General features: G+C 71.7%; 3 protein-coding genes. All 3 read left to right on the top strand.

All coding sequences use genetic code 11. The features are described from left to right. The first annotated feature begins 216 nt into the window (after positions 1-216). Genes ACH4SP_RS37505 through ACH4SP_RS37515 form a run of 3 tightly spaced genes read left to right on the top strand, consistent with a single transcriptional unit; the run spans position 217 to position 24,988 of the window. On the top strand, positions 217-11,322 hold the full coding sequence (locus tag ACH4SP_RS37505) for an SDR family NAD(P)-dependent oxidoreductase (RefSeq protein WP_398422037.1): 11,106 nt from the start codon (positions 217-219) through the stop codon (positions 11,320-11,322). Continuing rightward, on the top strand, positions 11,319-23,393 hold the full coding sequence (locus ACH4SP_RS37510; protein ID WP_398422039.1) for an SDR family NAD(P)-dependent oxidoreductase: 12,075 nt from the start codon (positions 11,319-11,321) through the stop codon (positions 23,391-23,393). The genes ACH4SP_RS37505 and ACH4SP_RS37510 overlap by 4 nt, the downstream gene beginning before the upstream one ends. After that, entirely contained in the window at positions 23,390-24,988 is a 1,599-nt protein-coding gene (locus tag ACH4SP_RS37515) for an MFS transporter (protein ID WP_398422041.1), read from the top strand. The genes ACH4SP_RS37510 and ACH4SP_RS37515 overlap by 4 nt, the downstream gene beginning before the upstream one ends. Positions 24,989-25,017 lie beyond the last annotated feature (29 nt).

Here is a 25,017-nt window from a genome sequence, read left to right on the forward strand (position 1 = left end):
CCGCGACCGCGACCACTGCCACCACCGCTGTCCCCCCCCCCGGGGGCTCCGCACCCACGTTGAGGAACCGTCCACCAGGGCTCAAGCGTGCGCGGATTGGCTGACCGCACCGGCACCGGTTTCTGCCCACGGCCGGCACAACTGCTTCCCACCCGCGTCGAAGACGACCGCGTCATGCGCCTGCCGATGCTTGCGGTGATCGCGCAGAAAGGCTCGATGGTGTCGAACACACAGCAGGACCTGAAGGCCGCACTGCCCGCCATCCGCGCGCTTCAGAAGCGTGCGGCGGACCTGGAGGCGAAGCTCACCGAGCCGATCGCGGTGGTGTCGATGGCGTGCCGGCTGCCGGGCGGGATCGCGACTCCGGAGGAGTTCTGGGAGCTGTTGTCCGAGGGCGGCGACGCGGTGGGCGGGCTGCCGTCGCGCTGGCAGGGACTCGACCTGTTCGACCCGGACCCGGAGTCGGTGGGCAAGAGTTACGCACGCGAGGGCGGGTTCCTCGCGGACGAGCACGTGGAGCGTTTCGACGCGGGCTTCTTCGGGATTTCGCCGCGTGAGGCGGTGTCGATGGACCCGCAGCAGCGGCTGGTCCTCGAAGCCTCGTGGGAGGCCCTGGAACGAGCCGGCGTCCTGCCGGGCGCACTGAACGAGAGCCGCACCGGCGTCTACCTCGGCACGATGAGCTCCGACTACGGCCACCTCGGCCGCGACTTGGAGGCTCTTGACGGTTATGTGAGTACGGGCAAGGCGTCGAGCGTCGTCTCGGGCCGGGTTTCGTACGCCCTGGGGCTTCAGGGTCCGTCGATCACTGTGGACACGGCGTGCTCGTCGTCGCTGGTCGCGCTGCATCTGGCGGTGACCGCCCTGCGTCAGGGCGAGTGCGACGTCGCGCTGACGGGCGGGGTGACGGTGATGAGCGCGCCGTCCCTGTTCGTGGAGTTCTCCCGTCTCAAGGGCATGGCTGCGGACGGCCGGTGCAAGTCCTTCAGCGCCGGTGCGGACGGTGCGGGCTGGTCCGAGGGCGTCGGTGTGCTGGTGCTGAAGCGGCTGTCGGCGGCGGAGCGTGACGGTGACCGGGTGCTGGCGGTGGTCCGGGGTTCGGCGGTGAACCAGGACGGGCGGAGTCAGGGTCTGACGGCGCCGAACGGTCCTTCTCAACGTCGGGTGATTGAGGAGGCGTTGGAGGCGGCGAAGCTGGTTCCCGCCGACATTGATGCGATTGAGGCGCACGGTACGGGGACGTCGCTGGGTGATCCGATCGAGGCGGGTGCGCTGGGGGAGGTGTTCGGGCCGGGCCGGGAGGCCGGGGTTCCGGTGTATCTGGGTTCGTCGAAGTCGAACATCGGGCATGCGCAGGCGGCTGCGGGTGCGGTCGGTGTGATCAAGATGGTGCTGGCGTTGCAGCACGAGTCACTGCCGCAGACCCTGCACGCGCAGGAGCCGAGTGCGCTGATCGAGTGGGAGGGCAGCGGTCTTGAGTTGCTGCAGGAGGCCCGCCCGTGGCAGCGCGACGAGACCCGGACCCGCCGTGCGGGTGTGTCGTCGTTCGGCCTGAGCGGTACGAACGCACACCTCGTCCTGGAGGAAGCACCGGCCGGTGAGGTGGCGGACGTTGAGGATGTGGCGTTGCCGGTTCCGGTTCCGGTGGTCGTCTCCGGGCGTGATGAGGGGGCGTTGCGGGAGCAGGCTGGGCGTTGGGCGGAGTGGCTGGAGGGCCGGGAGGGTGTGTCCCTTGCCGATGTGGCGGTGACGGCGGCCCGGCACCGTACCCATTTCCCGTCGCGTGCTGCCGTCGCTGCGGGCAGTGTCGGTGAGGCGGTTGAGGGTCTGCGTGCGTTGGCTGATGGACAGTCACATGATGCTGTTGTGCAGGGAGTTGTGGCGGGGCGGCCGGGGAAGGTCGTGTTCGTCTTTCCCGGTCAGGGTGCGCAGTGGGTGGGGATGGGTCGTGAGCTGCTGGCGTCGAGTGAGGTGTTCGCGGCGGCGGTGGATGCGTGTGACGTGGCGTTGAGGCCGTTCACGGGTTGGTCGGTGCGTGAGGTTCTTGCGGGTGCGGGTGGTGAGCATCCTCCGGTGGACCGGGTGGATGTGGTGCAGCCCGCGCTGTTCGCGATGGGCGTGGCTCTGGCTGCGCTCTGGCGGTCCTGGGGTGTGGAGCCGTCCGCCGTGGTGGGTCATTCGCAGGGTGAGGTGGTGGCCGCTGTGGTGAGCGGTGCTCTCACTGTGGAGCAGGGTTCTCGGATCGTGGCGGCCCGTTCGCAGGCGGTGCTGGCCTGTGCGGGTCAGGGCGGTATGGCGGTCATTGAACGGCCCGTGGCGGAGGTGCAGGACTTCCTCGCCCCGTACGGGGACGCGCTGTCTGTCGCGGCGGTGAATACGTCCGGTTCGACGATCGTGTCCGGTCAGACGGCCGAACTGGCCCAGCTGGTGGGTGAGTTGCAGGGGCGGGGTGTGTTCGCGCGGACGATCCGGGTGGACTACGCCTCGCACAACGCCCAGATGGACCCGCTGCTGCCGGGCCTGGCGGAGGAGTTCACAGGCCTCGCCCCGGCGTCCGGTGACATTGCGTTCTACTCGACCGTCAGTGGCGGTCTGCTGGACGGTACGTACCTGGACGGAGACTACTGGTGCCGGAATCTCCGCCAGACGGTGCGCTTCGACCGCGCCCTGAGTGCGCTGCTCGACTCGGGCCACACCGTCTTCGTGGAGGTGTCCGCGCACCCGGTCCTGTCGATGCCGCTGACCGACGGCAGCGCCGACCACAACGGCATCGTGGTCGGCTCCCTGGCCCGCGAGCACGGCGGCCGGGAGCAGTTGCTGCACAATCTCGGCCTCCTGCACGTCCAGGGTCACCCCCTCGACTGGGACAAGGTCCTGCCCGGTAGCGACGGCTCCCTCGTCCCGTTGCCGACGTACGCCTTCCAGCGCGACCGCTACTGGCTCGACGCACCCCGCCCCACCGGTGACGCCCAGTCCCTCGGTCTCGATGCTTCCCGGCATCCCTGGATCGGCGCCGTCGCCGAGCTCGCCGACGGCGAAGGGCACGTCTTCACCGGGCGTCTCTCCCTGGCGGACCAGCCGTGGCTGAAGGACCACGCCGTCTTCGACACCGTCCTCGTCCCCGGCACCGGACTCCTCGACCTCGCCCTCACCGCGGCCCACTACGTCGGCGCGACCACCGTCCACGAACTGACCCTGCTGGAACCCCTGGTCGTCTCGGGGACCGCAGGCGTCCGCATCCAGGCCACCGTGACCGGCCAGGCCCCCGACGGACACCGGACGATCGCCCTCTACAGCCGCCCGGAAGACGCCCCCGACGACGCACCCTGGCGGCACCACGCGAGCGGTGAACTAGCCGGTTCCACAAGCGACTTGGCAACCGGTACCGGCTTCGACGAGCTGGCCCACTGGCCCGTCTCCGGGGCCGAACACGTCGAGCTCGACGGCTATTACGAGGCGTTCCGCGCCCGTGGCCTGGAGTACGGCCCGGCCTTCCAGGGCCTCGCCGAACTGTGGCGCAAGGGCGACACCGCCTACGGGCTCGTACGCCTCCCCGACGGTCTGCAGGCCGACGAGTTCGGCCTGCACCCGGCTCTCCTGGACGCCGCGCTGCACACCATGGCCGCAGTGCAGAAGGACCCGGGCGCGCAGGTGCTGCTGCCGTTCGAGTGGACCGGTGTGGAACTGCACGCGTCCGGCGCCACCGAGCTGCGCGTCCGCATCGACCTCGACGGCGCGCACCACAGCCTGCGGCTCTGGGCGACCGATCCGGCCGGGCGGCCCGTGGCGCACGGGGAGCTCCACCTGCGCGAGGCCACCGCCGAACAGCTGCGCGCCGCCGGTTCCGCCGACGGACACCTCTACCGCGTCGAGTTCCGTGAGACACCCGGGCTGGTGGCCCGGCCCGCGACCACCGTCGAGGTCCTCGACGCGGCCGACCCCGACGCCCTCGACCGGCTGATCGCCCGGCTCGACGCGGACCAGGACGCCGTCGCCCCGGAACGTATCGTCGTGGACGCCACCGGCACCACGTCCATCCCCGCCACCGGCACCACGTCCATCCCCGCCACCGGCACCACGTCCATCCCCGCCACCGGTGCCACGTCCGCCCCCGCCACCGGTGCCGCCTCCGAGCCCGCCCCTGCCCCCGACCCGATCCAGGCGACCGCCACCGCGCTGCGCACCGTGCAGCGACTGCTTGCCGAACCGCGCCTGGAACAGGCCGAGTTGCTCTGGCTCACCGCCCATGCGGTGGACGTCGGCGACAGCGCGGGCGTACGCGACCTGACGCACGCGCCGCTGTGGGGGCTGCTCCGTACTGCCCGCAGCGAGCACGCCGAGCGGGCGATCCACCTGGTCGACACCGACACGCTCGTCGACCCCGCCGCGACCCCCTTCGTACCCGGAGAGCCGGAACTCGCGGTTCGCGGCGGCGAGTTCCGTGCCGCCCGCCTGGTCCGATCCGCCAGCACCCCCGCCGCCCCCGCCGCACCTGCAGCCACCCCGGCGCACTCCGCCCTCGACCCGGACGGCGCGGTCCTGATCACCGGCGGCACCGGCGAGCTCGGCCGCCGGACCGCCCACCACCTGGTACGCGCCCACGGGGTGCGGCACCTCGTGCTCACCTCGCGCCGCGGCACCGACGCACCCGGCGCCGACGGCCTGACCGCCGAACTCACCGAGGCAGGCGCCGAGTCCGTACGGATCGTCGCCTGTGACCTCGCCGATCGCGCCCGTACCGAGGAACTCCTCACCGGTGCCGACCGGCCCTGGACGGGCATCTTCCACCTGGCGGCGGTCCTCGACGACGGCCTGCTCACCGCCCAGACCCCGCAGCGCCTGGCCACCGTGTGGGGCCCCAAGGCGCACGGTGCCACCCACCTCCACGAACTCTCCCGCGACCTCGGCCTCGACCTGGCCGCGTTCGTCCTGTACTCCTCGGCCGCCGGTGTGCTGGGTGGTGCGGGCCAGTCGACGTACGCCGCCGCCAACAGTTTCGTGGACGCGCTCGCCGCACACCGCAGGGGTCTGGGGCTGCCCGCCACCAGTCTGGCCTGGGGTCTGTGGGAGCAGGAGGGCACCGGTCTCACCGCGTCCCTCGGCTCCGCCGAACTCGCCCGCCTGCGCCGCCAGGGCGTCGGCCCGCTCACCCCTCGGCAGGGTCTCGCCGCCCTCGATGCGGCGCTCGCCCAACCCGAGGCCAACCACGTCCCGGTGAAGCTCGAACTCACCGGCATACAACGGGAGTTGGACGGCGAAGGTGAAGCCTCTGCACCGGCGCTGCTGCGCTCCCTGCTGCGCGCCCCGCGCCGACGCGCGGGCCGGGCCGGGGCAACCCCCGCCGGCCTGCACGGGCGGCTGCTCGCCCTGGCCGAGACCGACCGGCTCGCCCACCTCACCGACCTGGTGCGCGGGGAGGCCGCCACGATCCTCGGCATGTCCGGCCCCGAGGCCGTCAACGGGAAGAAGGTCTTCAAGGAGCTCGGCTTCGACTCGCTCATGGCGGTCGAGCTCCGCCGCCGCCTCTCGGCCGAGACCGACCTGACCCTCCCCTCCACCCTCGCCTTCGACTACCCCACCCCTGCCGCCATCGCCGAACTGCTCCTGAACCGGCTTGAGTTGACCGGTGGGACGAAGTCCGCGGCACCTGCCCGCCGAGACGCGGACCAGGCCTCCCCGACTTCCGACGAGCCGATCGCGGTGGTGTCGATGGCGTGCCGGCTGCCGGGCGGGATCGCGTCTCCGGAGGAGTTCTGGGAGCTGTTGTCCGAGGGCGGTGACGCGGTGGGCGGTTTCCCCGGCCGGTGGCAGGGGCTCGACCTGTTCGACCCGGACCCTGCGGCGGAGGGCAAGAGCTACGGCTGCGAGGGCGGGTTCCTCGCGGACGAGCACGTGGAGCGTTTCGACGCGGGCTTCTTCGGGATCTCGCCGCGTGAGGCGGTGTCGATGGACCCGCAGCAGCGGCTGGTCCTCGAAGCGTCCTGGGAGGCCCTGGAGCGGGCGGGTGTACGTCCCGAGGACCTGTCGGGCAGCCGGACGGGCGTCTACCTCGGCACGATGAACTCCGACTACGGCGATTACGGCCGCGATCTGGAGGCTCTTGACGGATATGTGAGTACGGGCAAGGCGTCGAGCGTCGTCTCGGGCCGGGTTTCGTACGCCCTGGGGCTTCAGGGTCCGTCGATCACGGTGGACACGGCGTGCTCGTCGTCGCTGGTCGCGCTGCACCTGGCGGCGTCCGCCCTGCGCCAGGGCGAATGCGAAGCGGCCATCGTCGGCGGCGTGACAGTGATGTCCACCCCGGCGACCTTCGTGGAGTTCTCCCGTCTCAAGGCGATGGCTGCGGACGGCCGGTGCAAGTCCTTCGGTGCGGGTGCGGACGGTGCGGGCTGGTCCGAGGGTGTCGGTGTGCTGGTGTTGAAGCGGTTGTCGGTGGCGGAGCGTGATGGTGACCGGGTGCTGGCGGTGGTCCGGGGTTCGGCGGTGAACCAGGACGGGCGGAGTCAGGGGCTGACGGCGCCGAACGGTCCCTCCCAGCGTCGGGTGATCGAGGAGGCGCTGGAGGCGGCCCGGCTCACGCCGTCGGACATCGACGCGATCGAGGCGCACGGTACGGGGACGTCCTTGGGCGACCCGATCGAGGCGGGTGCGCTGGGGGAGGTGTTCGGGCCGGAGCGTTCGGTGGACCGGCCGGTGTGGCTGGGTTCGTCGAAGTCGAACATCGGTCATGCGCAGGCGGCTGCGGGTGTGGTCGGTGTGATCAAGATGGTGCTGGCGTTGCAGCACGAGTCGCTGCCGCAGACGTTGCATGCGCAGGAGCCGAGTGCGCTGATCGACTGGGAGGGCAGCGGTCTTCAGCTGCTGCAGGAGGCCCGCCCGTGGCAGCGCGACGAGTCCCGGGCGCGTCGCGCGGGTGTGTCGTCGTTCGGCCTGAGCGGTACGAACGCACACGTGATCATCGAGGAACCGGCTGTGGCCGAGTCGGCGGTACGGGCGGAGCCGGAGTCGGATTCGGACGGCCCGTCGGTGGCGCTGCCGGTGGTCGTCTCCGGGCGCGACGAGACAGCCGTACGGGAGCAGGCCGGGCGCTGGGCCGAGTGGCTCGAAGACCGGGAGGACGTGTCTCTCGCGGACGTGGCGCGGACTGCGGGCGTGCACCGGACGCACTTTGGTACGCGGGCTGCGGTGACTGCGGGCAGTGTCGGTGAGGCGGTTGAGGGTCTGCGTGCGCTCGCCGGTGGCGCTGCTCACGAGGGTGTGGTCTCGGGTGTGGCCGGTAGCCCGGGGAAGGTCGTGTTCGTCTTTCCCGGTCAGGGTGCGCAGTGGGCGGGGATGGGGCGTGAGCTGCTGGCGTCGAGTGACGTCTTTGCGGCGGCGGTGGATGCATGCGACGCGGCACTGAGGCCGCTGACCGGCTGGTCGGTGCGTGAGGTTCTTGCGGGTGCGGGTGGTGAGCATCCTCCGGTGGACCGGGTGGATGTGGTGCAGCCCGCGCTGTTCGCGATGGGCGTGGCTCTGGCTGCGCACTGGCGGTCGTGGGGTGTGGAGCCGTCTGCGGTGGTGGGGCACTCGCAGGGTGAGGTGGTGGCCGCGGTGGTGAGCGGTGCTCTCACTGTGGAGCAGGGCTCTCGGATCGTGGCGGCCCGTTCGCAGGCGGTGCTGGCGTGTGCGGGTCAGGGCGGTATGGCGGTCATCGAGCGCCCGGTGGCGGAGGTGCAGGACTTCCTCGCCCCGTACGGGGACGCGCTGTCGGTCGCGGCGGTGAATACGGCGGGTTCGACGATCGTGTCCGGTCAGACCGCCGAACTCACCGAACTGGTGGGTGAGTTGCAGGAGCGGGGTGTGTTCGCGCGGACGATCCGGGTGGACTACGCCTCGCACAACGCCCAGATGGACCCGCTGCTGCCGGGCCTGGCGGAGGAGTTCACAGACCTCGCCCCGGCGTCCGGTGACATTGCGTTCTACTCCACGGTCGCCGGTGGTCTGGTGGACGGTACAGCGCTGGACGGGGACTACTGGTGCAGGAATCTCCGCCAGACGGTGCGCTTCGACAAGGCGCTGGAAGCACTTCTGGGTGATGGCCACACGGTGTTCGTGGAGGTGTCGGCGCATCCGGTCCTGTCGATGCCGCTGACCGACGGCAGCGCCGAGCACAACGGCATCGTGGTCGGCTCCCTGGCTCGCGAGCACGGCGGCCGGGAGCAGTTGCTGCACAATCTCGATCTGCTCCATGTCCAGGGTCACCCCCTCGACTGGGACAAGGTCCTCCCCGCTCGCGGTGCTGTCGTGCCGTTGCCCACCTACGCCTTCCAGCGCGAGCACTACTGGCTCGACGCACCCCGCCCCACCGCCGACGTGCACTCGATGGGCCTCGCTTCTCCCCGGCATCCGTGGCTGGGCGCCGTCACCACGATGGCCAGTGGCGAGGGCCACCTGCTGACCGGCCGTCTCTCGCCGGCCCTCCATCCCTGGCTGAAGGACCACGCCGTCTTCGGCACCGTCCTGGCACCGGGAACGGGACTGCTCGAACTGGCCCTGGTGGCCGCGCGCGAGACGGGCGGGGGTCGCGTCGGCGAACTCACGCTGTCCGAGCCGCTGATCCTCGACGGCACCGACGGCGTGCACCTCCAAGTCACCGTAGGCGCACCCGACTTGGCCGGTGAGCGCACCCTCAGCGTCTACAGCCGCCCCGAATCGGAGCAGGACCGGTGGACGTGCCACGCCACCGGCCGGCTCCTCGGCGAAGGCCCTGACGAAGGCCCCGGCGAAGGCTCTGCAGGCGCCGACGGCTTCGACGCGCTGCGCACCTGGCCAGCGGCCGGAGCGGAACCCGTGAGCCTGGACGGGTTCTACGAGCGGCTCGACGCGCAGGGCATCGCGTACGGCCCCGCGTTCCGCGGCCTGACCGAGCTGTGGCGCGACGGCAACACCGCTTACGGCCTGGTCCGGCTGCCCGAGGACGTACCCGGTCAGGACTACGGGGTGCATCCTGCGCTCCTCGACGCCGCGCTCCACGCCCTGCAGGCGGTGCGGGACCTGGACGAGACCGATTGCCGGGTGCTCCTGCCCTTCGAGTGGGAGGGGGTGGACCTGCACGCCGCGGGCAGCTCCACGCTCCGCGTCCGTATCGATCTGGACGCCGAACGGTCCAGCGCCCGGTTGTGGGCGGCGGACGCGCAGGGCAACCCGGTTGCCGGAGTCCGCGCGCTGCGGCTGCGCGAGGCGGCCGCACAGCAGATCAGGGCCGGACGGCCCGTGGAACACCTGTACCGGGTGGAGTTCCGGCCGGTGCGCCCGACGACCCAGGACAGGGCCGTGCGGACCTGGGTGCTCGGTGGTGACGGTGCTCTCTCGAACGCATTGGAGGCCCGACATGTGGCTGATGTGGATGCTCTCGCTGCCGGTCTCGCAGACGGGTGGGAGGCGCCCGCTCGACTGGTTGTCGACGCCACAGGCGCGACGGGCGCGACCGGCTCCGACGGCGCACCGCACGTTCCGGGCGGGCACGGTGGACAGAACGTCGGAGCTGTCAGGGAACTGACCTCCGACGCCCTGGTGACGCTGCAGCGCCTGTTGGGCGAAGAGCTCTTGAAATCATCGGAGTTGGTGTGGGTGACCGCCGGCGCGGTGGACACCGGGGACGGCGTACGGGACCTGCCGCGTGCCGGATTGTGGGGGCTGCTCCGCGCCGCACGTACGGAAGAGGCCGAGCGGACCGTCCGCCTGGTCGACGCCGACACGCTCGCGCCGACGCTGGCACGGGCCCTCGGCACAGCAGGAGAACCGGAGCTGGCGGTACGCGGCGAAGAGATCCTCGCCGCCCGCCTGGTCCGCGCCACCGGCCCGGGCCCCGTCCCCGGCCTCACCGACAGCACCGACAGCACCGACAGCACCGACAGCGACGTGCCCCGCTCCGACCCCCACGGCACCGTCCTGATCACGGGCGGCACGGGCGAACTCGGCCTGCGGACCGCGGCCCATCTCGTACGCGAGCACGGAGTGCGCCACCTTGTACTGACCTCGCGGCGCGGCCCGCGGACGCCCGGCGCCGACGACGTCGTACGGGATCTGGAAGAGGAAGGAGCCGCGAGCGTGCGCATCGTGGCCTGCGACGTGACGGACCGGGACCAGCTCGCACGGCTGCTGGCCGACGTGCCGGAGGACCACCCGTGGACCGGTGTGGTGCACCTGGCCGCCGCACTGGACGACGGGCTCCTCGCGGCCCAGGACCCGGACCGGCTGTGGGCCGTCATGGCGCCCAAGGTGGCCGGAGCCCTCCATCTCCACGAACTCACCGAGGAGTTGGGGCTCCGGATCACCCTGTTCGCCCTCTACTCCTCGGTGGCCGGTGTGCTGGGTGGTGCGGGCCAGTCGACGTACGCCGCCGCCAACACCTTCCTCGACGCGCTCGCCGCACACCGCAGGGGTCTGGGGCTGCCCGCCACCAGTCTGGCCTGGGGTCTGTGGGAGCAGGAGGGCACCGGTCTCACCGCGTCCCTCGGCTCCGCCGAACTCGCCCGCCTGCGCCGCCAGGGCATCTCCGCCCTGGACCCGGGGCAGGCCCTGCGGCTCCTGGACGCGGCCCTGGCCCGGCCGGAATCCCAACTCGTCCCTGTCAAGCTGGACTTGGGGGCACTGCAGCGCGGCGTCGACAAGGGAGAGGACGTGCCGGTGCTGCTCAGCTCCCTCCTGCGCAGCCGACTCCGCCGTGCCGGGGAAGCGGAGGCGGCACCGGCCGCGCTCCGCGACCGACTGGCGCAGCTGTCCGTCAAGGAGCGCCGAAGCACGGTGCTCCAGATCGTCCGCCGCGAGGCGTCCGTCGTGCTCGGTCTGCCCGGCACGGACAGCGTGGACGCCCGACAGGTCTTCAAGAAGGCGGGGCTCGACTCCCTGACGGCGGTGGAACTGCGCAGGCGGCTCGCCGCGGAAACCGGGGCCGCGCTGCCCGCCACGCTCGCCTTCGACTACCCCACCCCGGACGACATCACCACGTACCTGCTGGAACAGCTGGCACCTGCGGAGCCGGCCGAGGCCGGGGCGCGCCCCGCGCACGGACGCCGCCGGGACGCCGCCCCGACGGCGGTGCAGATCGACTCCCTGGTGGACCTGCTGCGGGCCGTGACGCCGAAACAGCTGGAGACGGAAGGTCTGGCGGCGCTCTTCCTCGACCTCAAGGAAGGTCTCGCGAAGACCGTCACCCGGAGCACGAGCACGAGCACGGACACAGACACGAAAGCGGAGGCGGGCGCGGTCGCGCTCGAAGCCGACAGCACCGAAGACCTTCTGCAGTTCCTCGACGACAAGTTTGGAGTCCGCTCATGAGCACGCCCGACATCGACAAGCTCGAGTCCTACCTGAGGCGTGCCACGACAGCGCTGCTCAAGGCCGAGAAGGACCTCGATGTGGAGAGGGCCGTCCGCACCGAGCCGATCGCGGTGGTGTCGATGGCGTGCCGGCTGCCGGGCGGGATCGCGTCTCCGGAGGAGTTCTGGGAGCTGTTGTCCGAGGGCGGTGACGCGGTGGGCGGTTTCCCCGGCCGGTGGCAGGGGCTCGAACTGTTCGACCCGGACCCGGAGTCGGTGGGCAAGAGTTATGCACGTGAGGGCGGGTTCCTCGCGGACGAGCACGTGGAGCGTTTCGACGCGGAGTTCTTCGGGATCTCGCCGCGTGAGGCGGTGTCGATGGACCCGCAGCAGCGGCTGGTCCTCGAAGCCTCGTGGGAGGCCCTGGAGCGGGCGGGGGTACGTCCCGAGGACCTGTCGGGCAGCCGGACGGGCGTCTACCTCGGCACGATGAACTCCGACTTCGGAGACGTCCAGGCGCACGACCTGGAGGCACTGGACGGATACGTCGGTACGGGCAAGGCCTCCAGCATCCTGTCGGGCCGGGTCTCGTACGCCCTGGGGCTGCAGGGCCCTGCCATGACCGTCGACACGGCGTGCTCGTCGTCGCTGGTCGCGCTGCATCTGGCGGTGACCGCCCTGCGTCAGGGCGAGTGCGACGTCGCGCTGGCGGGCGGGGTGACGGTGATGAGCGCGCCGTCCCTGTTCGTGGAGTTCTCCCGTCTCAAGGCGATGGCTGCGGACGGCCGGTGCAAGTCCTTCGGTGCGGGTGCGGACGGTGCGGGCTGGTCCGAGGGTGTCGGTGTGCTGGTGCTGAAGCGGTTGTCGGTGGCGGAGCGTGATGGTGACCGGGTGCTGGCGGTGGTCCGGGGTTCGGCGGTGAACCAGGACGGCCGCAGCCAGGGGCTGACGGCGCCGAACGGTCCCTCCCAGCGTCGGGTGATCGAGGAGGCGCTGGAGGCGGCGCGGCTCACGCCGTCGGACATCGACGCGATCGAGGCGCACGGTACGGGGACGTCCTTGGGTGACCCGATCGAGGCGGGTGCGCTGGGGGAGGTGTTCGGGCCGGAGCGTTCGGTGGACCGGCCGGTGTGGCTGGGTTCGTCGAAGTCGAACATCGGTCATGCGCAGGCGGCTGCGGGTGTGGTCGGTGTGATCAAGATGGTGCTGGCGTTGCAGCACGAGTCACTGCCGCAGACGTTGCACGCGCAGGAGCCCAGTGCGCTGATCGACTGGGAGGGCAGCGGTCTTCAGCTGCTGCAGGAGGCCCGCCCGTGGCAGCGCGACGAGACCCGGGCCCGCCGGGCGGGTGTGTCGTCGTTCGGCCTGAGCGGTACGAACGCACACCTCGTCCTGGAGGAAGCACCGGCCGCCGAGATCGCCGACGCCGTCGCCGATGCGCCGCAGAGCCCCCTCCCGATCGTCGTCTCCGGGCGCGACGAGACAGCCGTACGGGAGCAGGCCGGGCGCTGGGCCGAGTGGCTCGAAGACCGGGGAGACGTGTCCCTCGCGGACGTGGCACGCACCGCGGGCATCCACCGCACCCATTTCCCGACCCGCGCCGCGGTCACCGCCGGCACCGTCGACCAGGCCGTCGAAGGTCTCCGCACGCTCGCCGATGGACACGGGGATGTCGGTGTCGTGGGTGGGGGTGAGTTGGCTGTGTTGTTCGGGGGGCAGGGTGGTCAGCGGGTGGGGATGGGGCGTGGGTTGTATGAGGCGTTTCCGGTGTTTCGTGCGGTGTTTGATGAGGTGTGTGGGGTGTTGGATCCGTTGATGTCGCGTCCGTTGAAGGAGGTGTTGTTTGCGGGTGCGGGGTCGGGTGCGGGTGCGGGTGTGGGGTCTGGTTGTGGTGTGGGTGTGTTGGTGCATGAGACGGAGTTTGCTCAGCCTGCGTTGTTTGCGGTGGAGGTGGGGTTGTTCCGTTTGTGGGAGTCGTGGGGTGTGGTGCCGGGTGTGGTGGCGGGGCATTCGGTGGGGGAGTTGGCGGCTGCTTATGTGGCGGGTGTGCTGGGTCTGGGGGATGCGGCGCGGTTGGTGGTGGCGCGTGGGCGGTTGATGCAGGGGTGTGAGCGTGGGGGTGTGATGGCGTCGGTGGAGGCGTCGGAGTCTGAGGTGTTGGGGGTGTTGTCGGGGGTTGCGGGCCGTGTGGGTGTGGCGGGTGTGAATGGTCCGTTGCAGACGGTGGTGAGCGGGGACGGGTCCGCGGTTCTTGAGGTGGTGGAGCGGTTTACGGGGTTGGGGCGGCGTACGCGGGTGCTGGAGGTGTCGCATGCGTTTCACAGTGCGCATGTGGAGGTGATGCTGGAGGAGTATGCGGGGGTGGTGGCGGGGTGTCGGTTGGGGGCGCCGCGGTTGGGGTTTGTGTCGTCGGTGACGGGTGAGTGGGTGGGCTCCGATGTTGCTGTGGGTGTGGGTGTGCGGGGGGTGGAGTACTGGGTGCGGCAGGCGCGGGATGCGGTGCGGTTCCTGGATGTGGTGCGGGTGTTGGAGGGTCGGGGGGTCGGCCGCTATCTGGAGTGTGGTCCGGCGGCGGTGCTGTCCGCGATGGCTGCGGAGTGTGTGGTGGGTGAGGGGGCGCGGTTCGTTGCGTCGCAGCGGCCCGGTCCTGATGGGGTGGTGGACGAGGCGGGTGCGTTGCTGCGTGCCGTGGGTGAGTTGCATGTGGCGGGGCAGGAGATCGCCTGGGAGCGGGTGCTGGAGGGCGGGGTACCGGTCGGGTTGCCGACGTATGCCTTCCAGCGCAAGCACTACTGGCCCGAACCGCCGCCACGCTCCGGCGACCTTGCCTCCGTGGGCCTGGAGCGCTCCGCACATCCGTGGCTGGGCGCCGCCACCGTACTGGCCAACGGCGAGGGCCACCTCTTCACCGGCAAGCTCTCGCCCGCCGAGCACCCCTGGCTCCAGGACCACGTCGTCCACGGCAGCGCCCTCGTCCCCGGCACCGGCCTGCTCGAACTGGCCCTCACGGCCGCACACCGCACCGGAGCCGCGGGCGTCGGCGAGCTGACCCTGTTCGCACCGCTCGCCCTGCGCGAGGCGGTGCGACTTCAGGTCGTGGTCGGCGCGTCCGGGGACGACACCCCGCGCACCGTCGAGATCTACAGCCACCCCGAGGACCATGCCGGGGAGGAATGGCGCCTGCACGCCTCGGGCGAACTCCTGGAGAACCCCGCCGACAGCTCAGCCGACGCCGATGTCCCCACGGACGAACTGGCCCAATGGCCGGTGCCGGGCGCCGAGCCCGTCGCATTCGACGGCTACTACGACGAACTCCGGGGCCTGGGCATCGAGTACGGCCCCGCCTTCCAGGGCCTGGCCGAACTGTGGCGCAAGGACGACACCGCCTACGCACTGGTGCACCTGCCCGAGGGCCTGGCGACGCAGGACTACGGAGTGCACCCGGCCCTCCTCGACGCTGCCCTGCACAGCCTCGCCGCGCTGCGCGTCGAGGACACCTCCGACGGCGGTACCGGCAGCGCCCTGCTGCCCTTCGCCTGGAGCGGCGTCGAATGCTGGGCGGCGGAGAGCCGGACCCTGCGGGTCCGCGTGCGTCTCGACCGTACGGAATCCTCGGCGTCCCTCCACGCGACGGACGCACAGGGCCGACCCGTACTGAAGGTCGACGCACTGCGCCTGCGCGAGGCGACGGCCGAACAGATCGGCGCCGGCGAACGTGCGGAACACCTCTACGCCCTGACGTTCGAGCCGCAGCGGCTGCCGCGCAGGACGGCCGCGACCACGGCCGAGCGGATCTGGGTCATCGGCGGACAGGGAGAACTCGCCGAACTCCTCACCCGTGCGTACGGGACCGACGGCGTGTCCGGCACGGCCGTCCCCGCCGTCGCGCACTGCGCCGACACCGCTGCGCTGACAGCCCGGCTGGACGCGGGCGAGAGCGCACCGGACCTCCTCGTCGTCGACGTCGTCGATGCTCGCTCCACGGACGAGACCGTGAGCGCCGCCCTGCACGCCGCCGCGCACGCACTGCGCACGGCACAGCACCTCCTCGGCGAACAGCGTCTGGGGTCCGCGGAGTTCCTCTGGGCGACCAGCGACAGCGTCGCCGCCACGGCGGACGACCTGTTGGACGGCCTTGCGAACGCCCCCGTGTGGGGCCTCGTCCGCGCCGTGCGCGGTGAACACCCCGACCGTGCGATCCGCCTGCTCGACCTCGGCACGCGCGACCCGGACCCCCGGGCCCTCACCGGCGCACTGTCCATGGCGGACGCGCCGGAGACCGCCGTTCGCGGCACCGACGTACTGATCCCGCGCCTGGTACCGCAGACCGGGGCCACGGCACCGGGCACGGGTGCGGAGGGGGGTGCAGGTACGGGTACGGACGCGGGCACGGGCACGGGTACGGACGCGGGCACGGGTGTGGAAGTGGCCCGTCCGCTCGACCCGCAGGGCTCGGTGCTCGTCACCGGAGGCACCGGAGAGCTCGGCCGACGGGTGGCCCACCACCTGGTGCGCACGCACGGCGTGCGCCGTCTGGTGCTCACCTCCCGGCGCGGTCCGCAGACACCGGGCGCCGACGACCTGGTACGCGAACTGACCGAGGCCGGGGCCGAGTCGGTCCTCGTCGTCGCGTGCGACGTCGCCGACCGGGACCAGGCGGCCGCCGTGCTGTCGGCCGCCGCCCCCGGACACCCGTGGACCGCCGTGTTCCACCTGGCCGGTGTCACCGACGACGCACTCCTCGCCGACCAGGACGAGGACCGCCTCCACGGCGTCATGGCACCCAAGGTGGCGGGCGCCGCCCACCTTGCGGAACTCACGGCGGACCTCGACCTGTCCGCCTTCGTGCTCTTCTCCTCCGTCTCGGGCGTCCTGGGCGGCCCAGGCCAGAGCAACTACGCCGCCGCGAACGCCTGGCTCGATGCCCTCGCCGTACGGCTCCGGCGCGCGGGCCGGCCGGCCGTCGCCCTGTCCTGGGGCCTGTGGGAGCAGAGCGGCGACGGCATGTCGGCCGGCCTCGGCCGGGCGGACCTCGCCCGCATGCGCCGCCAAGGCGTCGGGGCACTGACCGAACACCAGGGGCTGCGCGCCCTCGACGAGGCCCTGACCTGCGACCGGGCCCACCTCGTGCCCGTACGGCTCGAACTCGCGGCAATGCAGCGCGAGGCGGACCGAGGAACCGCGGTCCACGCACTGCTGCGCGGGTTCGTACGGACTCGGCGGCGGCGCACGGAGAGCGGCTCCGACTCCCGCTCCGGGCTGCGCGACCAGCTCGCGGTCCTGCCCGCGGCGGAGCGGCACGCCGCACTCGTCGCCCTCGTCCGGCAGGAGGCCGCCCTCGTCCTCGGCGGCACGCGGCCGGAGAGCATCGGCGAGCAGAAGGTCCTGCAGAGCCTCGGTATGGACTCGATGACTGCGGTGGAACTCCGCCGCAGTCTGTCCGCCGCCACCGGCCTCACCCTGCCGCCCACCCTGGCCTTCGACTACCCCACCCCCGCAGCAATAGCCGAACTGCTCCTGAACCGGCTTGAGTTGACCGGTGGGACGAAGTCCGCGGCACCTGCCCGCCGAGACGCGGACCAGGCCTCCCGGACCTCCGACGAGCCGATCGCGGTGGTGTCGATGGCGTGCCGGCTGCCGGGCGGGATCGCGACTCCGGAGGAGTTCTGGGACCTGCTGTCCGGCGGCCGCGACGCGATCGGGCCGTTCCCGCGCCGCTGGGACGCCCTGGACGTGTACGACCCCGACCCGAAGGCCGTCGGCAAGAGCTACATCCGCGAAGGCGGGTTCATCGAAGGAGCCGAGCACTTCGACGCGGGCTTCTTCGGAATCTCGCCGCGTGAGGCGGTGTCGATGGACCCGCAGCAGCGGCTGGTGCTCGAAACGTCCTGGGAAGCCCTGGAACGAGCCGGCATCCGGCCCGACGTCCTGACCGAGAGCCGCACCGGCGTCTACCTCGGCACCATGGGGTCCGACTACGCGGGCCAGCAGGGCCGAGGCCTGGAGGAGCTCGACGGATACGTCGGTACGGGCAACGCCTCCAGCGTCGTCTCGGGCCGGGTCTCGTACGCCCTGGGGCTTCAGGGTCCGTCGATCACCGTCGACACGGCGTGCTCGTCGTCCCTGGTGACCCTGCACCTGGCGGCGTCCGCCCTGCGCCAGGGCGAATGCGAACTCGCCCTCGCAGGCGGAGTGACCGTGATGTCCACGCCCACGCCGTTCGTGGAGTTCTCCCGCCTCAACGGACTCGCCCCCGACGGCCGGTGCAAGTCCTTCTCGGCCGCGTCCGACGGCACGGGGTGGTCCGAGGGTGTGGGCGTGCTGGTGCTGAAGCGGTTGTCGGTGGCGGAGCGTGATGGTGACCGGGTGCTGGCGGTGGTCCGGGGTTCGGCGGTGAACCAGGACGGGCGGAGCCAGGGGCTGACGGCGCCGAACGGTCCCTCCCAGCGTCGGGTGATTGAGGAGGCGTTGGAGGCGGCGAAGCTGGTTCCCGCCGACATTGATGTGATTGAGGCGCACGGCACGGGGACGTCGCTGGGTGATCCGATCGAGGCGGGTGCGCTGGGCGAGGTGTTCGGACCGGGCCGGGAGGCCGGGGCTCCGGTCTACTTGGGCTCGTCGAAGTCGAACATCGGGCATGCGCAGGCGGCTGCGGGTGTGACCGGTGTGATCAAGATGGTGCTGGCCTTGCAGCACGAGTCGCTGCCCGCGACCTTGCACGCGCAGGAGCCCAGCACACTGATCGACTGGGAGGGCAGCGGCATCGAACTGCTGCAGGAGGCCCGCCCGTGGCGGCGCGACGAGTCCCGGGTGCGTCGGGCGGGTGTGTCGTCGTTCGGACTGAGCGGGACGAACGCGCACGTGATCGTGGAAGAGGCGCCCCGGAAGGCGACCGGTCCGGAATCGGCGGAGACTCCTGCGGTTCCGGTTCCGGTTCCGGTGGTTGTTTCGGGGCGTGACGGGGAGGCGTTGCGGGAGCAGGCGGGGCGTTGGGCGGAGTGGCTGGAGGGCCGTGAGGGTGTGTCCCTTGCGGATGTGGCGGTCACGGCGGCCCGGCACCGCACGCACTTCCCGTCGCGTGCCACTGTCACCGCCGGCACCGTTGACCAGGCCGTCGAGGGTCTGCGTGCTCTTGCTGATGGGCAGTCACATGCTGCTGCAGTTCAGGGAGTTGTGGCCGGAGACCCGGGCAAGGTTGTCTTCGTGTTCCCGGGTCAGGGGGCGCAGTGGGCCGGTATGGGTCGTGAGCTGCTGGCCTCCAGCGAGGTGTTCGCGGCGGCGGTGGATGCGTGTGACGTGGCGTTGAGGCCGTTCACGGGTTGGTCGGTGCGTGAGGTTCTGGCGGGTGCGGGGGGTGAGCATCCTCCGGTGGACCGGGTGGATGTGGTGCAGCCCGCCTTGTTCGCGATGGGCGTGGCGTTGTCCGCGCTGTGGCGTTCCTGGGGTGTCGAGCCGTCCGCCGTGGTGGGTCATTCGCAGGGCGAGGTGGTGGCCGCAGTGGTGAGCGGTGCTCTCTCTGTGGAGCAGGGCTCTCGGATCGTGGCGGCCCGCTCGCAGGCGGTGCTGGCGTGTGCGGGTCAGGGCGGTATGGCGGTCATCGAGCGTCCGGTGGGCGAGGTGGAGGAGTTCCTCGCCCCGTACGGAGACGCTTTGTCGGTGGCGGCGGTGAACACGGCGGGTTCGACGATCGTGTCCGGCCAGACTGCTGAACTGGCCGAGTTGGTGGCCGAGTTGCAGGAGCGGGGTGTGTTCGCGCGGACGATCCGGGTGGACTACGCCTCGCACAACGCCCAGATGGATCCGCTGCTGCCGGGCCTGGCGGAGGAGTTCACAGGCCTCGCCCCGGCACCCGGTGACATCGCGTTCTACTCCACCGTCGCCGGTGGTCTGCTGGACGGTACGGCGCTGGACGGAGACTACTGGTGCCGCAACCTCCGCGAAACGGTCCGCTTCGACCGTGCCCTGGAAGCGCTCCTGGGTGACGGTCACACGGTCTTCGTGGAGGTCTCCGCCCATCCGGTCCTGTCGATGCCGCTGACCGACGGCAGCGCTGAGCACGACGGCATCGTGGTCGGCTCCCTGGCCCGCGAACACGGCGGCCGGGAGCAGTTGCTGCACAATCTCGGCCTCCTGCACGTCCAGGGTCACCCCCTCGACTGGGACAAGGTCCTGCCCGGCAGTCATGGCGCTGTCGTGCCATTGCCCACCTACGCCTTCCAGCGTGAGCACTACTGGCTCGACGCACCCCGCCCCACCGGCGACGCCCAGTCCCTCGGTCTCGATGCCTCCCGGCACCCCTGGATCGGCGCCGTCACCGAGCTCGCCGACGGCGAAGGGCACGTCTTCACCGGGCGCCTCTCCCTGGCGGACCAGCCGTGGCTCAAGGACCATGCCGTCTTCGACACCGTCCTCGTCCCCGGCACCGGACTCCTCGACCTCGCCCTCACCGCGGCCCACTACGTCGGCGCGACCACCGTCCACGAACTGACCCTGCTCGCACCCCTGGTGCTCCCGGCCGAGGAGGCGCTCCGCTTCCAGGCCAAGGTCGGGTCCGCAGCCGACGGCGCGGGTCGTCCGGTGGAGATGTACAGCCGTCCCGACGGCGCGGAGGCGGCGCCCTGGACCCTGCACGCCACCGGCGTGCTGAGCGATGCGCTGCCCGAAGGCGCCGCCGATTCGGCAGCCGCCGAGCTGCGGCAGTGGCCGGTGGCCGGTGCACAGCGGGTGGCTCTCGACGGCTTCTACGACGGGCTGTACGCGCAGGGTCTGCAGTACGGACCGACGTTCCAGGGCCTCACCGAACTGTGGCGCAAGGGCGACACCGCCTACGGGCTCGTACGCCTCCCCGACGAAGCGCACTCCTCCGCCGACGACTTCGCCCTCCACCCCGCGCTCCTCGACGCCGCTCTGCACACCTTCGCGGCGACCGACGTCGGCGGTGCCGGCGGGCAGGACGGCCATGACAAGGGCGCTCTGCTGCCCTTCCAATGGGCCGGCGTGCAGCTGTTCGCCACCGGTGGCCGGGAGCTGCGCGTACGCATCGAGCTCACGGGCGACACCACGGCGACGATCCTGGCCGCCGACGCGGCGGGCGAGCCCGTGGCGAGCGTGGCGGGCCTGGAGCTGAAGCGGGCGGGTGCCGCACAGTTCCAGGGCGGCGACGCCCAGGACACCGAGCACCTCTACCGCGTCGAGTACCCGTCGCAGCCGCTGCCCGAGCAGCCCGCACACACCCCGCAGCGGCCCGGCGGCCCGACGGTCCTGGGCCACGGCGGCGTCGTGACCGAGGTGCTCGGAATCGAAGCGGCGGCCGACATCTGCACCGCATCCGCCTCCGCCCTCTTTGACGAGAGCGGCCGACTGCCCGGCAGGATCGTCGTCGACCTGACGTCGCCCGCCGCCGCGGACGACGCCGCCGAGGCCCTCGACCGGCGCGTCGGGTCCGCCACGGCCGCGATGCTCCAATGGCTCCAGGGATTCCTGGACGACCCGCGCTCCGAAGGCGTCGAGGTCGTCTGGGTGACGCGCCAGGCGGTCGCCGCGAGCCCGACGGACGAGATCGTAGGACTCGCGCACGCCCCGCTGTGGGGCCTGGTCAGGTCGGCCAGGACCGAACACCCCGAGCACGTTTTCCGCCTCGTCGACCTCGGCCCCGAGCCGCCCGAGCGGGACCTGCTGCACCGGGTGCTCACCGTGAGCACCGAGCCGGAAGCGGTGGTGCGCGGCGAGCACGTGCTCGCACCCCGGCTGGTACGGGCAGGGCGCACGGGCACACCGGACACGCTCGTGCCCGACGTACGGCAGCAGCCGTGGCACCTGGACATCGAGGAGAAGGGGCGGCTGGACACCTTCGTCTTCCGGCCCGTCGACCGGAGCGAACCGCTGGCCGAGGGTCACGTCCGTATCGGCATCCGCGCATCCGGCATGAACTTCCGCGACGTGCTCAACGCGCTCGACATGGTGCACGCTCCGAAGCTCGGTCTGGAATGCGCGGGCGTCGTCCTCGAAACCGGCCCGGGAGTCGGCGACCTGAGGGTCGGCGACCGGGTGATGGGCATGGCCGTCGGCACCTTCGGCTCCGAGGTACGGGTGGACGCGCGCTGGATGGTCCGCATCCCCGACGCGCTCTCGTTCGTCGAGGCGGCGACCGTCCCGCTGGCCTACCTCACCGCGCACTACGCCTTCACCGACCTCGCGACGCTGAACCCGGGCGACAAGGTCCTCATCCACGCCGCGGCCGGCGGTGTGGGACAGGCAGCCGTCCAGCTCGCCCGGCACGCGGGCTGCGAGGTCTACGGCACGGCCAGCCCCGGCAAGTGGCCGGCGCTGTGCCGGCTGGGACTGGCCGACGACCACATCGCGTCCTCGCGCACCACCGACTTCGCCGACACCTGGCTGCCGGCCACCGGCGGCACGGGCGTGGACGTCGTACTCAACGCCCTCACCGGCGAGTTCATCGACGCGTCGCTGAACCTGCTGCCGCGCGGCGGCCGGTTCCTGGAGATGGGCAAGACCGACCTGCGGGACGCCGCCGACGTCGCCGCCTCGCACCCCGGCGTCCACTACCGCGCCTTCGACCTGGTCGAGAGCGGCGCCGACCGCATTCAGGAGATGCTGCGCGAACTCGTCGTACTCCTGGAGAAGGGCGCCGTACAGCCGCTCCAGCACACGGCGTTCGACGTCCGCGAGGCCCCGAGCGCCTTCCGGATCATGGCCCAGGGCCGCACCGTCGGCAAGCTGGTCCTGACCGTCCCGCAGCCCCTGGACCGCGACGGCACCGTCCTGCTGACCGGCGGCACCGGCGAACTCGGCCGGTCGGTGGCACGGCGTCTCGTCGAGGAACACGGCACGCGCCACCTCGTCCTCACCTCGCGCCGTGGCCCCGCAGCCCCCGGCACCGACGAACTGGTCGCGGAACTGACCGGGGCCGGCGCGGCCACCGTACGCGTCCTCGCCTGCGACGTGAGCAGTCGCGACGAAGTGGCCCGCGTCCTCGCCGAAATCGATCCGCAGCACCCGCTGACCGGGGTCTTCCACCTCGCGGCGGTGCTCGACGACGGTGTCCTGCGCAACCAGAACACGGAGCGGTTCGCACGGGCCCTCGCACCGAAGGTCTCCGGCGCACTGCACCTGCACGAACTCACGGCGGGCCTGGAGCTCGCCGCGTTCGTGCTGTTCTCCTCGGCGGCCGGCACGCTGGGCGCCCCCGGACAGAGCAACTACGCCGCGGCGAACGCGTTCCTCGACGCGCTCGCGACACACCGTCGCAAGCTCGGCCTGCCCGCCGTCAGCCTCGCCTGGGGGCTGTGGGAGCAGGCCGGTGTCGGCATGACCGCCCACCTCGGCGAGGCGGAGCTCTCCCGGCTGAGCAGGCGCGGCTCGCAGGCCCTGACGGCGCAGGAGGGAACCCGGCTGCTCGATGCCGCGCTCGGCCGCCCCGAGACCCATCTGGTGCCGGTCAAGTTCGACGTGGCAGCCCTGGGCGAGGGGGCCGAAGTGCCGCCGCTCTTCCGGGCGTTGGCACGCCCCAGGCTGCGGCGCGCCAGGGAGACGGCGGTACGCACCGAGTCGTTCCGCGAGCGCCTCGTCGGACTGCCCGCCGCGGACCAGGTCGCCGCGCTGCTGCGAGAGGTGCGCCAGGAGGTCTCCGGGGTGCTCGGGCTGCAGAGCGCGGACACCGTTCCCGCGGACAAACCGCTGCGAGAGTTCGGCTGGGACTCCCTGATGGCGGTGGAGCTGCGCACCCGGCTCACCGCGCAGGCCCAGGTACCGCTGCCGAGCACGCTGGCCTTCGACTACCCCACCCCACGGGCCATCGCCGAGTTCCTGCACGTACGCCTCGAACTGGCGCAGGACGCCGGGGAGTCAGGACCGCCGCAGGACCCGGCGAAGGCCGCGGAATGGGCGCTGAGCAGGGTCTCGACCGAGCAACTGCAGCAGAGCGGGCTGCTCGCCCAGCTCCTCGAACTCGCGCGGCCCGAGACCGTCGCGGCGGCCGGCGCCGCCGCCGACGCGCTGCAGGCGGCGGGCGAACTGACCGACGACGAGATGGACCAGGCCCTGGACGCCGTACTCGGAATGGGCAGGTGAGCACCACCGTGACGACGAAATCGACTTCCGCCGAAACTCAGCCCCGCGACTCGGACGGTCCGGAGGGTCCCAACGGTCCGGAGGGTCCCAACGGCGACACCGGACAGGCGGCCGCGCCGCGGTACCGCTGGGTGGCCCTCGCCGTGGTGACCCTGGCCTCGTTCCTCGACAACCTCGACGCGAACGCCGTCACCGTCGTCCTGCCCGAGATCCAGCGGGACCTGGGCGCCGGATTCACCACGGCCCAGTGGACACTGGTCGGCTACACCCTGGCGTACGCCCTCTTCCTGATCACCGGTGGACGCCTCGGTGACATCTACGGCCGCAAGCGGCTGTTCCTGACCGGCGTGGCCGGATTCACGCTGGCATCCGTGGTGTGCGGTGCCGCCACCGTGCCCGAGATGCTGGTCGCCGGCCGGTTCGCGCAGGGCTTCATGGCCGCCCTGATGGTCCCCCAGGCCGTGTCCGTCATCGTCACCATGTTCCGCCGGGAGGAGTGGGCGCGGGCGTTCGCCGTGCTGGGCGCCGCGCTGAGCGTGGGCAGCGTCGGCGGCCCGATGCTCGGCGGCGTGCTCACCGAGCTCGACATCCTGGGGCTCGGCTGGCGGTCGATCTTCCTGCTCAACGTGCCGCTGGGAGCGCTCGCCCTGCTCCTGGGCCGCCGCAGCATGCCCGAGTCGCGCTCGGACGAACCGCTGCGCCTCGACATCCTGGGCGTGGTCCTGCTCACCGTTGCCTCGCTCGGCGTCCTCTATCCGCTGGTGCAGGGGCGCGAACAGGGCTGGCCGGGCTGGATGTTCGGCCTCGCGGCCGCCGGGTGCGTGCTGTTCGCCGTGTTCGCCGGGCAACAGGCCAGGCGGTACCGGCGCGACGGATCGGCACTGGTCCCGCCGACCCTCTTCCGGCACCGGTCCACCGTGGTCGGGCTGCTCATTACGCTGCTGGTCTTCAGCGGCGTCGCCTCGTTCTTCCTCGTCGTCACCTACCACCTCCAGGTGGGACTCGGCTGGTCCGTGATGAAGACCGCGCTGGTCACGGCGGCCTGGCCGGCCGGCATCACCGTCACCTTCCAGGTCGCCTGGAAGTTCGGCGAGGGGCGCGGCCGGCTGTGCGTCGGGGCCGGTTCCCTGCTGATGGTCTGCGGCGCGCTGTGGACGCTGCTCACGGTGCACTCGGCCGGCGGGGGAGACCTGTCCTGGCCGCAACTGGCCGCCGCCGAACTGCTCATGGGCTGTGGCATGGGCCTCACCACGCCCGTGCTCACCGCCGTGGTTCTCGGCGACGTGCCGCCGCAGGACGCCGGGGCCGGTTCGGGTGTGCTGAACGCGGCCATCCAGTTCAGCTCCGCGGTCGGCGTCGCCGTCCTGGGCGCCTTCTACTTCCGGAGCGTGGAGAGCGGGCCGGGAGAGGACGCCGGGCCGGAGCACTTCAGCTCGGCGACGGGGGCGATCCTCTGGGCCAACGTGGCCATCTTCGTCCTGACCACGGTGCTCAGCTCGCTCCTTCCCGGGCCCGGGAAGGACCAGGACCAGGGCAAGGACTTGGGCAAGGAGCAGGGGCAGGGGCAGGAGCAGGGGCAGACCGCTTCCGCCTGAACCGGCGCATGGAAGAAGGCCGTTGTGGT

It is taken from the genome of Streptomyces sp. NPDC021093, from assembly GCF_044333135.1.
Lineage (GTDB): Bacteria > Actinomycetota > Actinomycetes > Streptomycetales > Streptomycetaceae > Streptomyces.